Here is a 14,847-nt window from a genome sequence, read left to right on the forward strand (position 1 = left end):
ACAGAGAGAAACCATCATGAGTGTATTGGCATCCCCCCTTGAATCCATCGAAAGCGCGGTGATCTGGCTGCTGGTGGTGTTTTCCGTCGCGACCTGGGGCCTGGCCCTGGTCAAGGGCTTGCAGTTCGCCCGCCTGAAGAACCAGGACAAGCGCTTCCACAAGCAGTTCTGGGCGGCCTCAAGCCTTGATTCGGCCGCCGAACTCACCCAGACCCAGGCCGGCGCCGCCGCCCGCGTGGCCCAGGCCGGCTACGCCGCCATCGCGGTGGGCGAGCCCGGCCAGGCCAATGACCTGAGCCAGGCGATCAACCACCAGGACCGCCTCGAACGCGCCCTGCGCCAGCAGATCGTGCGTGAGCGCCGCTCGCTGGAAACCGGCCTGGCGGTGGTGGCCAGTATCGGCAGCACGTCGCCGTTCATCGGCCTGTTCGGTACCGTGTGGGGCATCATGGAAGCGCTCAAGGGCATCAGTGCGGCGGGCTCGGCGAGCCTGGAAACCGTGGCCGGGCCGATTGGTGCGGCGCTGGTGGCCACGGGTGTGGGGATCGCGGTCGCGGTGCCGGCGGTGCTGGTTTACAACTACTTCCTGCGTCGCCTGAAACTCACGGCGGCCGACCTCGACGACTTTGCCCACGACTTCTACAGCCTGGCGCAGAAGAGTGCCTTCCGCGTGCTGGTGCACCCTGCGCTTCACAAAGCTGCAACAGTGAGCGGCCAACCTGTGAAAGAGGCGTCCTGACATGGCCTTTTCTACCCAGGACAGTGACGAGGTACTCAGCGAGATCAACGTGACGCCGCTGGTGGACGTGATGCTGGTGCTGCTGGTGGTGTTCATCGTGACCGCGCCGTTGTTGACCAACGCGATCCCGATCAGCCTGCCCAAGACCGAGGCCGTGGCCCCGGTGGAGCAGAAGGACCCGCTGGTGGTGAGCATCGATGGGGGCGGCAAGTTGTTCATCAACAAGGACGAGATACAGCCGGACTTGCTGGAGACCAGCTTGCAGGCGGCCAAGGCCAAGGACCCGGAGGTACGCGTGCAACTGCAGGCGGACGACGGTGTGAATTATGGGGAAGTGGCGCGCGCCATGGCCTCGATCGAGCGGGCAGGGATCACCAAGCTTTCGGTGATCACCGCGCGTTGAACACGATGCAACGGTAAGGGCAACGCATTCGGGGGCCGTATCCTGGCAGGGGACGGCCCCTTTTTTTATGCCCGTTCCGAGGGCGCCGATGCCAGCGCCCACAGGGTTGCACACAGCATTCGGAAAGAAGTTTTGGTTATTAATAAATAGCTTCTTATTCCTTTACGAATATAACCCCCGCCCTATACTTGCCCTCATGCAATGCAAACCCAGCAGGAGGCATCTCATGCGCAATGAGTCGATTCGTTACCTGATTGTGCCGGGCTGGCAAGGATCGCCAGACGATCACTGGCAAACCCACTGGCAGAACAGCCTGCCCAACAGTGCCCGCGTCGAACAGGCCGACTGGATCACCCCGCGTCGTGAAGACTGGGTTGCCGCGCTCGAACATGCCATCGCCGCCGACACCTCGCCGGTGATCCTGATCGCCCACAGCCTGGGCTGCATCACCGTCGCGCATTGGGCCGCCCACGCCAGCGAAACCCTGCTGCAGCAGGTACGTGGCGCACTGCTGGTGGCCCCGGCCGACGTCGAACGCCCGGCCTGTGCACCGGCCCTGCGCAACTTCGCGCCGATTCCGCAGAACCTGCTGCCGTTTCCCAGCCAGGTGGTCACCTCCGACAACGATCCGGCGGTCAGCGCGCCACGGGCGATGCAACTGGCTCGCGCCTGGGGCGCAGAAGCCGGTGTGCTCGGCGGCGCCGGGCATATCAACGTCAAATCTGGACACCGGCGCTGGGAGCAGGGCTTTGCCTACCTCTATCGCCTGCAGAGCCGCCTGGAACAGCACGCACTGCGTCGCGCCTGACCCCGGGCGCTACCCTCTTTTTCATCAAGACGTCCGCGCCGTGAGTCGCTCGGGCGGGAGTTTGCCATGAGCCTTCACGACACCTACGGCCAGCCACTGCTGACCTTCCCCGAGAGCGACAAGAGCCCGTTGAGCATCCGCGCCAAGGCGCTGGTGTTCGTCGACCCGCGCTCGCGCCAGCTGCGCGAAGAGCTGGAGCTGCTGGCGCCGCTGGCCTTGCCCGTGCTGATCCGCGGCGAAAGCGGCACCGGCAAGGAGCTGCTGGCCCGGCAGATCCACCGCGCCAGCGACCGCGGCGGGCTGTTCGTCTCGGTCAACTGCGGCGCCATCAGCCCCACCTACGCCGACGCCGAACTGTTCGGCTACAGCGCCGGCGCCCACAGTGGTACCGCCAGCAGCCGCGCCGGCTGGTTCGGCTCGGCCAACGGCGGCACGCTGTACCTGGATGAAATCGCCGACCTGCCGCTGCCGATCCAGGTCAAGCTGCTGGCTGCCCTGGAAAACCGCGAAGTCACCCGCGTTGGCGCCCAGCAACCCAACCCGGTGGACGTGCGCCTGGTGGCCGCCTCCAGCATCGACCTGGCCCAGGCGGTGGCCGCCGGCAAGTTCCACGACCGTCTCTACCACTACCTGCACGAAGGCCGCCTCGAGCTGCCCGCGTTGCGCGAGCGGGTGGGCGATATCCTGCCGCTGGCCGAGTACTTCGTGGGCATCTACAGCCCGCGCCTGAACCTGGCCGTGCCGCCGCTGCTCAGCGAGGCCGCGCAGCGGGTGCTGGAACTGCACAGCTGGCCGGGCAACACCCGCGAGCTGGAAAACGTCATTCACTTCGCCCTGCTGGTCAGCAGCGGGGAGGAAATACTGCCCGAGCATCTGAACCTGCCGGAAACCTTGACGCCGCTTGCCGCATTGGAGCGGCAGATCGAGGTGTTGCTGCGCGCAGGTGCAAGTGAGCGCAGTGGCCTGAAGGCCTTGCTGGAGAAGGTGGCGCTGCGGTTGGGTGTATAGGCGTAACGCACAGGCGGTTGTCTGCGGAGCAACCGTTGCAGATGCGAATGAGGTGGATTACCTTCTTGCTTCGCAAGCCTTGGATCGCTTGAAGCATTGAAAGGATATTCATGAAAAACCTACCTTGCGCGGTACGTGTCTTCCTTGCCCAGGCCAGCCGCTGATGCGCCTGTCGATGCTGTGCATGAGCACGCTGCTCGCTTCCTTTTCGGCAAGCGCCGAGCTGGAGATTCTACCGCTCAGTGGCAATACCCATATCCAGAAGGTCATTGAGAAAAGGGCGGTCTCGCCCACGGCCGAGCCAGAGAAGAACTCGACCTTTCCTGGTTTCGAGCAATTCAGTTCGATGATCACACTCGCCCAGGCGAGCGACAGAAGGCTGGCTCAAGCCGTCCGATTCAAATCGCAATCCCGAGCAGCGATCGAGAAGTTGCAATGTCGGCTGTCCAAAGAACTGCCCTCCGGGGTCGAGATGAAGGAGGGCGGCTTGAACGGCGTCATGTCGCTTTATTCGTGCGGCGATGATTATGTGGTGACCTACGAGACCCACTATGAGCGCGAGCTGACACAGCGCGTGGTGGTTTACGACGATGATTACGCCAAGCCTCAGGACCCCGGCAAGCCCCTGGTGAAAACGTCGGAAAAAGTAATGGGTGGGGTCAGGAGGACAGGATTGCGCTGGATGAATTCCACGCATGAGATCAGGTATGACATCTACGCCAATGTGCAGGGTGATGGTGCACTCGAGAAGGAACTGGCCACTGTCATCACCGAGGTTGCCATCGAGACCGCTAATCGATAGACCGCGAGCATTGTCTGTTGCGGCGCCGGATGCACCTGGCAGGCCAGCCGGTGCTCTCTTCTTTATCAGTCAAAAAGATATAAGCGTCTGCATAAAAGATATTGTTAAGGAATAAAAAATCTCGGTATTGTCGCCTTCACGCCAGCTAGCACAATACTGGCACCCTCTCTTCCGCCGTCGACGATGGCTGTGATTCGAATAAGGACTGCGCATGAAAAAGGCTTTGTTGTTGACTGCATTGGCAGCCGCTCTGTCGGTTGCAGGCTTCGCCCACGCCGGCCAGAAGCTGGTGGTTGCCGCCACCCCGGTGCCCCACGCCGAGATCCTCGAGCTGATCAAGCCAACCCTGGCCAAGGAAGGCGTGGACCTGGAAATCAAGGTGTTCACCGACTACGTGCAGCCCAACGTGCAGGTCGATCAGAAGCGTCTGGACGCCAACTACTTCCAGACCCTGCCCTACCTCAAGAGCTTCAACGAAGGTAAAGGCACCCACCTGGAAACCGTGATCGGCGTACACGTCGAACCGTTCGGTGGCTACTCGAAGAAGGTCAAGAGCCTGGCCGAGCTCAAGGACGGCGCCACCATCGCCATCCCCAACGAAGGCTCCAACAGTGGCCGTGCGCTGATCCTGCTGCAGAAGGCCGGGCTGATCGAACTCAAAGATCCGAAAAACGCCCTGGCCACGCCCAAGGACATCGCCAAGAACCCGCACAACTTCAAGTTCAAGGAGCTTGAGTCGGCCCTGCTGCCACGCGTGCTGGACCAGGTCGACCTGGACATGATCAACACCAACTATGCACTCGAAGCCGGCCTGAACCCGGCCAAGGATGCCCTGGTGATCGAGGGTTCCGACTCGCCTTACGTGAACTTCCTGGTGGCGCGCCCCGACAACAAGGACAGCGACGCCATCCAGAAGCTGGCCAAGGCCCTGACCAGCCCTGAAGTGAAAGCCTTCATCGAGCAGAAATACAAAGGCGCGGTACTGCCGGCGTTCTGATTCGCCCGCTGTAGACCGCACGATGCAAAACGCCGACTCCGGTTACCGGGTCGGCGTTTTTTTTGAATGGGGTTTCAGCGTGGTGTGTTGACCGCGCGGCGCAGGGCCGTCAGCCATTTGATCAGTTCGCTGGGGTCGAGGGTCGGCTGGTCGCTGTTCATGGTGTTGTTTTCCTTGTGGGTTGAACGGCCCACGGGGCCGCGCACGACAGCTGTTTGATGGCGCGCGCGCGGGAAAGATCCCGCCTGCCACGAGGAAATTTGCGGTTAGTTTTTTGCGTGATATCAATATGCAATAAAGATATTTAAATAAATATTTTTATAGCTTTAGAGTATTACCAAAGTGCTTACCGGCACGCCCAACCCTAGCCGCCACCGCCCGTCTACCCTCGGGCCGGTTCGAGACCACCCCCATGCAGCGCACCCTGTTTCGGACGCCGAGGCAACGCCGATGAGCTTCGACGTCGCATTCATCCTCAGCACATTGCCCGCGTTTCTCAAGGCCGTCGGGGTCACCCTGCAGGTCGGCCTGATCGCCATCGCCACCTCGCTGGTGGTGGCCGTGATCAACACCGCGATCCTGGTCTACCGCACGCCCTACCTGCAGCGTGCCGTGGGCCTGTACGTGGAGCTGGCACGCAACACGCCGCTGCTGATCCAGCTGTTTTTCGTGTACTTCGCGCTGCCCAGCCTGGGCCTGAAGATTTCCGGCTTCGCCGCCGCGATCATCACCATGACGTTTCTCGGCGGGGCCTACCTGACCGAGGTGCTGCGCGCCGGTGTCGAGGCGGTGCCCGCCGCACAGCTGGAGTCCGGGCGCTCCATCGGGTTGTCCGAAGGCCAGCTGCTGCGCCACGTGATCCTGCCCCAGGCCGGCATCCTCAGCCTGCCGGCGCTGTTCGCCAACTTCATCTTCCTGCTCAAGGAAACCACCGTGGTGTCGGCGGTGGCGGTGCCCGAGATTCTCTACACCACCAAGAGCTACATCGCCCTGTACTACAAGACCTACGAAATGCTCGCGGTGCTGACGCTGATCTGCGTGCTGCTGTTCTTGCCGTTGTCGCTGCTGCTGAGCCGCCTGGAAAGGAGGTTGCAACATGGCCAGTTCGGGTCTTGAACTGCTGCTGGTGTCGCTGCCGCAACTGGCCCAGGGCGCCGCGCAAACCCTGTCGATCTCGGCCCTGGGCATCGCCTTCAGCACCCTGGGCGGGGTGCTCTACGGCGTGCTCGCCACCCTCGGCAAGCGCAGCGTGAACCTGGTGCTGCGGGTGTACCTGGAGCTGTTTCGGGCGATACCGGTACTGGTGTGGCTGTACCTGCTGTTCTTCGGCCTGCCGATCTTCTTTGCCGTGAGCATTCCCAGCTTCTGGTGCGCGGTGCTGGTGCTGTCGCTGTGGGGTGCCAGCGAGGTGGGCGAGGTGGTGCGCGGTGCACTGCATTCGCTGCCGCGCGGGCAACGCGAGGCGGGGCTGTCGATCGGCCTGGATGGCTGGCAGCTGTATGGCTACGTGCTGCTGCCCCAGGCACTCAAGCGCATGACCCCGCCGACCATCAACATCTACACGCGCATCATCAAGACCAGTTCGCTGGCAGTGCTGATCGGCGTGGTGGACGTGATCAAGGTGGGCCAGCAGATCATCGAGCGCACCTATGAGTCGGTGCTGATCTACGGTGCGCTGTTCCTGTTCTTCTTTTTCATCTGCTACCCGCTGTCGGCCGCCTCGCGGGCGCTGGAGCGGCGCTGGACACACGCATGAGCGCATTGATCGAGTTCAAGGGTTTCAACAAGTTCTTCGGTGAGCACCAGGTGCTCAAGGACATCGACCTGCAGGTGCGCAGCGGCGAAGTGGTGGTGATCCTGGGCCCTAGCGGCTGCGGCAAGAGCACCCTGCTGCGCTGCCTCAATGGCCTGGAAGTGGCCCACGGCGGCAGCCTGACACTGGCCGGTAAAGAGCTGCTGAGCAAGGCCACCGACTGGCGCCAGGTGCGCCAGCAGGTGGGCATGGTGTTCCAGAGCTACCACCTGTTCGGCCACATGAGCGTGATGGAAAACCTGCTGCTCGGGCCGCTCAAGGTGCAGAAGCGCGAACGCCTCGAGGCCCAGGCCCAGGCCGAAGCGCTGCTGGCGCGGGTGGGCCTGCTGGACAAGCGCGACGCCTATCCGCGCCAGCTTTCCGGTGGCCAGCAACAGCGTATCGCCATTGTGCGTTCGCTGTGCATGAACCCGCAGGTGATGCTGTTCGACGAGGTGACCGCCGCCCTCGACCCGGAGATGGTCAAGGAAGTGCTGCAGGTGATCCAGGGCCTGGCCCGCGACGGCATGACCCTGTTGATCGTGACCCATGAAATGGCCTTCGCTCGCGCGGTGGCCGACCGCATCGTGTTCATGGAGGCCGGCAGGATCCTTGAACAGAGCCCCCCCGAGAGCTTCTTTACGAACCCGCAGACCGCACGCGCGCAGCAGTTCCTGGAGAAATTCTCCTTTGTCGAAAGCCTGCCCAAGACACCACACAAGGAACTGTCATGAAGACTGCCCACGCTTCAAAACTGCTGCTGTCGCTGTTCACCCTGGCCGTACTGGCCGGGTGCAACAAATCCGAAGCGCCGAGCAAGCCTGCCGCCAATGCCGCAGCGCCGGCCACCAGCTACCTGGAAACCATCAAGGCCCGCGACAAACTGATCGTCGGCGTGTTCACCGACAAGCCGCCATTCGGCTATGTGGATGAAAGCGGGCGCTATGTGGGCTTTGACACCGACATCGGTCGCGAGCTGGCCAAGTCGCTGCTGGGCGACGAGAACAAGGTCGAGTTCGTGGCCGTGGAGCCGGCCAGCCGCATTCCCTTCCTGCAGAGCGACAAGGTCGACCTGATTCTGGCCAACATGACCGTGACCCCGGAGCGCAAGGAAGCGGTGGAGTTCACCAACCCCAACCTGCGCGTGGCGGTACAGGCGCTGGTGCCCGAGGGCAGCGAGGTGAAGAAGCTCGACGACCTGGCGGCCAAGACCACCATCGTCACCACCGGCACCACGGCGGACATCTGGCTGACCAAGAACCACCCGGACTGGAAACTGCTCAAGTTCGAGAAGAACTCCGAGTCGTTGCAGGCGTTGGCCAATGGCCGTGGCGATGCGTATGCGCAGGACAACCTGATCCTGTTCAGCTGGTCCAAGCAGAACCCGGGCTACCGTGTGCTGGACGAGAAGCTGGGCGAGGAAGCGCCGATTGCGCCGGCGGTGAAGAAGGGCAACATCGAGCTGCGTGACTGGGTCAACAGCGAGCTGGCGCGCCTGGGCGAGCAGAAGTACCTGCTCAAGCTGTATGACCAGTACGTGCGCAAGGAGCTTAGCGACGACACCAAGCCGGAGAGCGTGATCGTCGAGGGCGGCAAATGGCAGGGCTGAGGCCCTGACACCGCGTCGCTCTTATCGCGGGTCAAGCCCGCTCCCACACAGACAGCGACGGTCCTTGTGGGAGCGGGCTTGACCCGCGATGGGCCGCCCCGCGGCCCCGCCTTTTCTCCGGCCACCGCCCTTGCCCCACCCCCCGCGTCTACCCCAACGCCTTCTCCAGCACGATGCAGTTGCTCTGCGCATCCTGCTCCAGCGCCGCGATCAAACGCGATGCAGGCGACAGCACCCCCCCTCGCAACGTCGCCGCTGTGCTCAATTGCCCCCAGGACAAGCGGCACGCGGAACCCTGATCTACGCTAACAGTCGCATCTAGCAACTGCCCAGAACCCACGCAAGGAGCCCGCATGACGGTGTCGCCCCCCAACCTGATCGTCTGCCTGGGGCTTGCGCTGCTGCTTGGCTGCGGCGAGAAGAAAGCCGCCGCACCCGACCTGCCCAGGGTGGCGGTGCAACAGGTCAAGGCCGGCGACTTTGCAGCCTCCGTGACCCTCACCGGCGATGTTCAGGCACGGGTACAGGCCGACCTGTCGTTTCGCGTGGGCGGCAAGATCATCGAGCGCAACGTCGACGTGGGCGATCACGTCAGCGCCAATCAGGTGCTGGCGCGCCTGGACCCCAAGGACCTGCAAACCAATGTCGACTCGGCCAAGGCCGAGGTCTTCGCCGAACAGGCTCGCGTGACCCAGACTTCCGCCGCCTTCGTGCGCCAGCAGAAGCTGCTGCCCAAGGGCTACACCAGCCAGAGCGAATACGACGCGGCCCAGGCCGCCCTGCGAAGCAGCCAGAGCGCGCTCAAGGCCGCCCAGGCGCAACTGGCCAACGCCCGCGAACAACTGAGCTACACCGCGCTGATCGCCGAGGCGCCCGGGGTGATCACCGCGCGCCAGGCCGAGGTGGGGCAGGTGGTGCAGGCCACCGTGCCGATCTTCACCCTGGCCCGCGACGGCGAGCGCGACGCGGTGTTCAACGTCTACGAATCGCTGCTGATGGCGCCACCCACCCAGCAGGCGATCATCGTCAGCCTGCTCGACGACCCCAAGGTGCAAGCCAAGGGGCACGTGCGTGAAATCACCCCGACGGTCTCGGCGCAAAGCGGCACGGTGCAGGTCAAGGTGGGCCTGAGCGAGGTGCCGCCGGCCATGCAGCTGGGCTCGGTGGTGAGTGCCACCGCCAGGGCCGAGGGCACCCCGAGCATCGAGCTGCAGTGGTCGGCGCTGACCAAGGATGTGCATGACCCGGCGGTGTGGCTGGTGGGCCAGGACAACAAGGTCAACCTGCGCAAGGTCAAGGTGCTGCGCTACCTCACCGGCAAGGTGGTGGTGGGCGACGGCCTCAAGGGCGGCGAAACCGTGGTGATCGCGGGTGGGCAGCTGCTGCACCCGGACATGCAGGTGGAAGTGGCAGACCCAGCCGACATCGGGGTGACGCAATGAGAACCCTGTGGCTGATGTTCGCTTGTGTGTTGCTGGCCGCCTGCGCCGATGACGAGCCGCCGCCCGAGCCGGTGCGCCCGGTGCTGTCCCAGGTGGTGCAGGCGCAGGACCAGGCGCGCCTGGGGCGCTTTGCCGGCTCCATCCAGGCGCGCTACGAAAGCACCCTGGGCTTTCGCGTGGGCGGGCGCATCGCCCGGCGCTGGGTGGATGTGGGCGCCACGGTGAAGGCCGGCGACACCCTGGCCACCCTCGACCCCACCGACCAGCAGAACCAGTTGCGTGCCGCCGAAGGCGACCTGGCCAAGGTGCAGGCGCAGTGGATCAACGCCCAGGCCAACGCCCGTCGTCAGCAGCAGCTGTTCGACCGGGGGGTGGGTGCCCAGGCCCAGCTGGACATCGCCCAGACCGACCTGAAGACTACCGGCGCCTCGCTCGAACAGGCCAAGGCGGCGGTCAACCAGGCCCGCGACCAGCTGGGCTACAGCACCTTGCAGGCCGACCACCCCGCCGTGGTCACTGCCTGGCAGGCCGAGGCCGGGCAGGTGGTCACCGCCGGCCAGGGCGTGGTCACGCTGGCGCGCCCGGACGTCAAGGAGGCGGTGATCGACCTGCCCGCAGGCCTGGCCGACGAACTGTCGGGCGAGGTGAAGTTCCTGGTGGCCGCGCAGCTCGACCCCAGCGTGAACACCAGTGCCGTGCTGCGCGAGATCGAGCCCCAGGCCGACGCGGCCACGCGTACCCGGCGGGCGCGCCTGACCCTGGCCGACACCCCCGAGGCCTTTCGCCTGGGCACGGCCATCAGCGTCACCCTGAGCTCGGCGATCCAACCGCGCAGCGAGCTGCCGTTGAGCGCCCTGCAGGAGGTCGACGGGCACACCCGGGTATGGGTCGTCGACCCGCAGCAGCATACGGTTTCATTGCGTGACGTGAAGGTCAGCGAGCGGCTGGACAACAGCGTGGTGCTCAGTGCCGGCCTGCAGCCGGGCGAGCGTGTGGTCACGGCGGGGGTCAACAGCCTCAAGCCTGGCCAGAAGGTAAAAATCGATGAGGAAGGCCCGCGATGAAAGGAAGCTTCAACCTGTCGGAATGGGCACTCAAGCACCAATCCTTTGTCTGGTACCTGATGTTCGTCGCGTTGCTGATGGGGGTGTTTTCCTATTTCAACCTGGGCCGTGAGGAGGACCCCTCGTTCACCATCAAGACCATGGTCATCCAGACCCGCTGGCCCGGCGCCACCCAGGACGAGACCCTGCTGCAGGTCACCGACCGCATCGAGAAGAAACTCGAGGAACTGGACTCGCTCGACTACGTGAAAAGCTACACCCGGCCCGGCGAGTCGACGGTGTTCGTCAACCTGCTCGATACCACCAAGGCTGGCGACATCCCGCAGATCTGGTACCAGGTGCGCAAGAAGATCCAGGACATCCGCGGCGAGTTCCCCCAGGGCATCCAGGGCCCCGGCTTCAACGACGAGTTCGGCGATGTGTTCGGCTCGGTATATGCGTTCACCGCCGATGGCATCTCGATGCGCCAGCTGCGCGATTACGTCGAGCAGGTACGTGCAGAAATCCGCGAGGTGCCGGGGCTGGGCAAGGTCGAGATGATCGGCCAGCAGGACGAAGTGCTGTACCTGAACTTCTCCACCCGCAAGCTGGCGGCCCTGGGCATCGACCAGCGTCAGGTGGTGCAGGCGTTGCAGGCGCAGAACGCGGTGACCCCGGCCGGGGTGATGGAGGCCGGCCCCGAGCGCATCTCGGTGCGCACCACTGGCCAGTTCGCCTCGGAGAAAGACCTGGAGCAGGTCAACCTGCGCCTGGACGACCGCTTCTATCGCCTGGCCGATATCGCCGAGATCAGCCGCGGCTACGCCGACCCGCCCACGCCGATGTTCCGCTACGACGGCAAGCCTGCCATCGGCCTGGCCATCGGCATGAAGAAGGGCGGCAACATCCAGGCCTTCGGCAAGCAGCTGCACGAGCGCATGGAGGCCGCCACCGCCGACCTGCCGGTGGGCGTGGGCGTGCACACCGTGTCGGACCAGGCGGTGGTGGTCGAGGAGGCCGTGGGCGGCTTTACCAGTGCGCTGTTCGAGGCGGTGGTGATCGTGCTGGTGGTCAGTTTCATCAGCCTCGGGGTGCGTGCCGGGCTGGTGGTGGCCTGCTCGATTCCGCTGGTGCTGGCCATGGTGTTCGTGTTCATGGAGTACAGCGGCATTACCATGCAGCGGATCTCCCTCGGCGCGCTGATCATCGCGCTGGGCCTGCTGGTGGATGATGCGATGATCACCGTGGAGGTGATGGTCACGCGGCTGGAGAAGGGCGAGAGCAAGGAGCAGGCGGCCACGTTCGCCTACACCTCCACTGCGTTCCCGATGCTCACCGGCACCCTGGTGACGGTGGCGGGTTTCGTGCCCATCGGCCTGAACGCCAGCTCTGCGGGCGAGTACACCTTCACCCTGTTTGCGGTGATCGCCGTGGCGCTGCTGGTGTCGTGGGTGGTGGCGGTGCTGTTCGCGCCGGTGCTGGGGGTGCACCTGCTCAGCGCCAAGGTCAAGGCCCACGACGCCGAGCCCGGGCGCATCGGTCGCGGTTTCAACCATGGCCTGCTGTGGTGCATGCGCCACCGCTGGATCACCATCATCGGCACCGTGGTGCTGTTCGCCCTGGCGGTGTTCAGCATGCGCTTCGTGCAGAACCAGTTCTTCCCGTCCTCGGACCGCCCGGAGATCCTGGTGGACCTCAACCTGCCGCAGAACGCCTCCATCGACGAGACGCGCAAGGCGGTGGACAAGCTGGAGGCGACCCTCAAGGACGACCCGGACATCGTGCGCTGGAGTACCTACATCGGTCAGGGCGCGATCCGTTTCTACCTGCCGCTGGACCAGCAGCTGGAGAACCCGTACTACGCCCAGCTGGTGATCGTGAGCAAGGGCCTGGAGTCGCGCGAGGCGCTGACGGCGCGTCTGAAGGAGCGCCTGCGCAAGGACTTTGTCGGCATCGGCAGCTACGTGCAGTCGCTGGAGATGGGCCCGCCGGTGGGGCGGCCGATCCAGTACCGGGTCAGCGGCAAGGACATCGACCAGGTGCGCAAGCATGCGATCGAACTGGCGGCGCTGCTCGATGGCAACTCCCATGTGGGCGAGATCATTTACGACTGGAACGAGCCGGGCAAGGTGCTGCGCATCGACATTGCCCAGGACAAGGCGCGCCAGCTTGGGCTGTCGTCCGAGGACGTGGCCAACCTGATGAACGGCATCGTCAGCGGCTCGCCGGTGACCCAGGTGAACGATGACATCTACCTGATCGACGTGATCGGGCGCGCGGTGGACAGCGAGCGTGACTCGCCGCAGACCCTGCAGAACCTGCAGATCGTCACGCCCAGCGGCACCTCGATTCCATTGCTGGCGTTTGCCACGGTGCGCTACGAGCTGGAGCAGCCGCTGGTGTGGCGGCGTGACCGCAAGCCGACCATCACGGTCAAGGCGGCGGTGCGTGACGAGATCCAGCCGACCGACCTGGTGGCGCAGCTCAAGCCGCAGATCGACGAGTTTGCGCGTAAGTTGCCGGCCGGTTATCAGGTGGCGACGGGGGGCACGGTGGAGGAAAGCGGCAAGGCCCAGGGGCCGATTGCCAAGGTGGTGCCGTTGATGCTGTTTCTGATGGCGACGTTCCTGATGATTCAGCTGCACAGTGTGCAGAAGCTGTTCCTGGTGGCGAGCGTGGCGCCGCTGGGGTTGATTGGCGTGGTGCTGGCGCTGATCCCCACGGGTACGCCGATGGGGTTCGTGGCGATACTGGGCATTCTGGCGCTGGCGGGGATCATCATCCGCAACTCGGTGATCCTGGTGACGCAGATCGATGCGTACGAGGCCGATGGGTATGCGCCGTGGGATGCGGTGGTGGAGGCCACGGACCATCGTCGCCGGCCGATTCTGCTGACGGCGGCGGCGGCGAGCCTGGGCATGATTCCGATTGCGCGGGAAGTGTTCTGGGGGCCGATGGCCTACGCGATGATTGGCGGCATCATTGTCGCCACGTTGCTGACCTTGCTGTTTTTGCCGGCGCTGTATGTGGCCTGGTACAAGATCAAGGAGCCGCAGCGCGAGTAATGGCCCGTTCGCTGGCCGGCCTGCCCCTGTAGGAGCCGGCCTTGCCGGCGAAAGCCGTTGCACGGTTCAAAGCCAGATGGCATCCCAGTGCGGATAGTCCCCGATGTTTTGCACGAGCCCGGCCCGTAGAGGATTGGCCACGATGTAACGTGCCACTGCCTGGACATCCTCATCCTTGCGCAGCGCGCGATCGTGAAAGCCGTGTTGCCAAAGACGACCTTTTCGATGGAATGTCTTGTTCACCAGGCAGGTACTGCGGGATTTGATCCTGCGCATCAGCGACGCCAAAGTGCCGTGTTGCAGTTCGATCAGCCAATGCAGGTGATCTGGCATTAGCACCCAGGCCAGTGACTTGGCCAGGCGCTGGTGCTGGGCGTACTGCAGTTGCTCGACCATCAGGCGGGCGATTTGGAAGTCGCTGAAAACCGGGTGCCGGTTCTCGACCACACTGGTGAGCAGGTACAGCCTGCCGGGTTCGGAGAACCGGCCGCGCCGCAGGAGGTGAGCGTTTGAACGATCCATGTCAGTTTCCTTGAAAGGTAGAGATTTCAAGGTAGCTGTGGCGTTGTTGGTGAGACGTATGGCTTTGGTTCTTAATGTGTTCGGCCTGGCCTCTTCGCCGGCAAGGCCGGCTCCTACAGGTAGGGCGTCGTCTGTAGGAGCCGGCGTTGCCGGCGAAGCAGTCGACGCTGCTCAACGCCTGGCCGTTTCATCCTGGCTGTGTGGGCAGTTATCGAAGGTGCAGAGTAGTTGGCTATTGATGTGTTCTGGCTGGCCTCTTCGCCGGCAAGGCCGGCTCCTACGGGTAGAGCGTTGTCTGTAGGAGCCGGCGTTGCCGGCGAAGCAGCCGACGCTGCTCAACGCCTGGCCGTTTCATCCTGGCTGTGCGGGCAGCTGTCGAAGGTGTAGGTAGTTGGTTATTGATGTGTTCGGCCTGGCCTCTTCGCCGGCAAGGCCGGCTCCTACAGGTAGGGCGTCGTTTGTAGGAGCCGGCGTTGCCGGCGAAGCAGCCGACGCTGTCCAACGCCTGGCCGTTTCATCCTGGCTGTGCGGGCAGCTGTCGAAGGTGCAGGTAGTTGGTTATTGATGTGTTCTGGCTGGCCTCTTCGCCGGCAAGGCCGGCTCCTACGGGTAGGGCG

At 64.1% G+C, this 14,847-nt stretch carries 14 protein-coding genes; 13 read left to right on the forward strand and 1 reads right to left on the reverse strand.

The window, feature by feature from the left end; translation table 11 throughout:
• Nucleotides 1-16: 16 nt before the first annotated feature.
• From N0B28_RS00840 to N0B28_RS00900, 13 genes are all read left to right on the forward strand, one after another.
• On the forward strand, nt 17-739 hold the full coding sequence (locus tag N0B28_RS00840; protein ID WP_275729859.1) for a MotA/TolQ/ExbB proton channel family protein: 723 nt from the start codon (nt 17-19) through the stop codon (nt 737-739).
• A 1-nt stretch (nt 740) separates the two neighbouring features.
• The gene (locus N0B28_RS00845) at nt 741-1,142 is read left to right on the forward strand and encodes a biopolymer transporter ExbD (RefSeq protein WP_043859906.1); all 402 of its coding nucleotides are present in this window, start codon (nt 741-743) and stop codon (nt 1,140-1,142) included.
• A gap of 226 nt (nt 1,143-1,368) precedes the next feature.
• Nucleotides 1,369-1,950 carry an alpha/beta hydrolase gene (locus tag N0B28_RS00850; protein WP_043859907.1) on the forward strand — a complete coding sequence of 194 codons (582 nt, stop codon included), beginning with the start codon at nt 1,369-1,371 and terminating at the stop codon, nt 1,948-1,950.
• Between the two features lie 66 nt (nt 1,951-2,016).
• A complete protein-coding gene (locus tag N0B28_RS00855; protein WP_043859908.1) occupies nt 2,017-2,958 on the forward strand; it encodes a sigma 54-interacting transcriptional regulator in 942 nt (313 codons plus the stop codon).
• 163 nt (nt 2,959-3,121) lie between these two features.
• On the forward strand, nt 3,122-3,760 hold the full coding sequence (locus N0B28_RS00860) for a hypothetical protein (RefSeq protein ID WP_054915895.1): 639 nt from the start codon (nt 3,122-3,124) through the stop codon (nt 3,758-3,760).
• Nucleotides 3,761-3,971: 211 nt separating this feature from the next.
• On the forward strand, nt 3,972-4,757 hold the full coding sequence (locus N0B28_RS00865) for a MetQ/NlpA family ABC transporter substrate-binding protein (protein ID WP_043859910.1): 786 nt from the start codon (nt 3,972-3,974) through the stop codon (nt 4,755-4,757).
• A 450-nt stretch (nt 4,758-5,207) separates the two neighbouring features.
• Nucleotides 5,208-5,873, forward strand: a complete 666-nt coding sequence (locus N0B28_RS00870; RefSeq protein WP_043859911.1) for an amino acid ABC transporter permease — start codon at nt 5,208-5,210, stop codon at nt 5,871-5,873.
• The gene (locus N0B28_RS00875) at nt 5,854-6,513 is read left to right on the forward strand and encodes an amino acid ABC transporter permease (RefSeq protein ID WP_043859912.1); all 660 of its coding nucleotides are present in this window, start codon (nt 5,854-5,856) and stop codon (nt 6,511-6,513) included. The genes N0B28_RS00870 and N0B28_RS00875 overlap by 20 nt, the downstream gene beginning before the upstream one ends.
• Nucleotides 6,510-7,283: an amino acid ABC transporter ATP-binding protein gene (locus N0B28_RS00880; protein ID WP_088514090.1), complete on the forward strand. Its 774-nt coding sequence runs from the start codon at nt 6,510-6,512 to the stop codon at nt 7,281-7,283. Before N0B28_RS00875 ends, N0B28_RS00880 begins: the two co-directional genes overlap by 4 nt.
• Nucleotides 7,280-8,158 carry a transporter substrate-binding domain-containing protein gene (locus tag N0B28_RS00885; RefSeq protein ID WP_054915897.1) on the forward strand — a complete coding sequence of 293 codons (879 nt, stop codon included), beginning with the start codon at nt 7,280-7,282 and terminating at the stop codon, nt 8,156-8,158. The genes N0B28_RS00880 and N0B28_RS00885 overlap by 4 nt, the downstream gene beginning before the upstream one ends.
• Before the next feature lie 353 nt (nt 8,159-8,511).
• The gene (locus N0B28_RS00890; protein WP_275729867.1) at nt 8,512-9,600 is read left to right on the forward strand and encodes an efflux RND transporter periplasmic adaptor subunit; all 1,089 of its coding nucleotides are present in this window, start codon (nt 8,512-8,514) and stop codon (nt 9,598-9,600) included.
• The gene (locus N0B28_RS00895; RefSeq protein WP_043861587.1) at nt 9,597-10,664 is read left to right on the forward strand and encodes an efflux RND transporter periplasmic adaptor subunit; all 1,068 of its coding nucleotides are present in this window, start codon (nt 9,597-9,599) and stop codon (nt 10,662-10,664) included. Before N0B28_RS00890 ends, N0B28_RS00895 begins: the two co-directional genes overlap by 4 nt.
• Nucleotides 10,661-13,708, forward strand: coding sequence for an efflux RND transporter permease subunit (locus N0B28_RS00900; RefSeq protein WP_043861588.1), 3,048 nt, complete (start codon nt 10,661-10,663; stop codon nt 13,706-13,708). Before N0B28_RS00895 ends, N0B28_RS00900 begins: the two co-directional genes overlap by 4 nt.
• 66 nt (nt 13,709-13,774) lie before the next feature.
• Here the strand turns inward: N0B28_RS00900 and N0B28_RS00905 are convergent, their stop codons facing one another.
• On the reverse strand, nt 13,775-14,230 hold the full coding sequence (locus N0B28_RS00905) for a transposase (protein ID WP_058541694.1): 456 nt from the start codon (nt 14,228-14,230) through the stop codon (nt 13,775-13,777).
• Nucleotides 14,231-14,847: the final 617 nt, after the last annotated feature.

Source organism: Pseudomonas sp. SD17-1 (assembly GCF_029201585.1).
Taxonomy (GTDB): Bacteria; Pseudomonadota; Gammaproteobacteria; order Pseudomonadales; family Pseudomonadaceae; genus Aquipseudomonas; species Aquipseudomonas palmensis.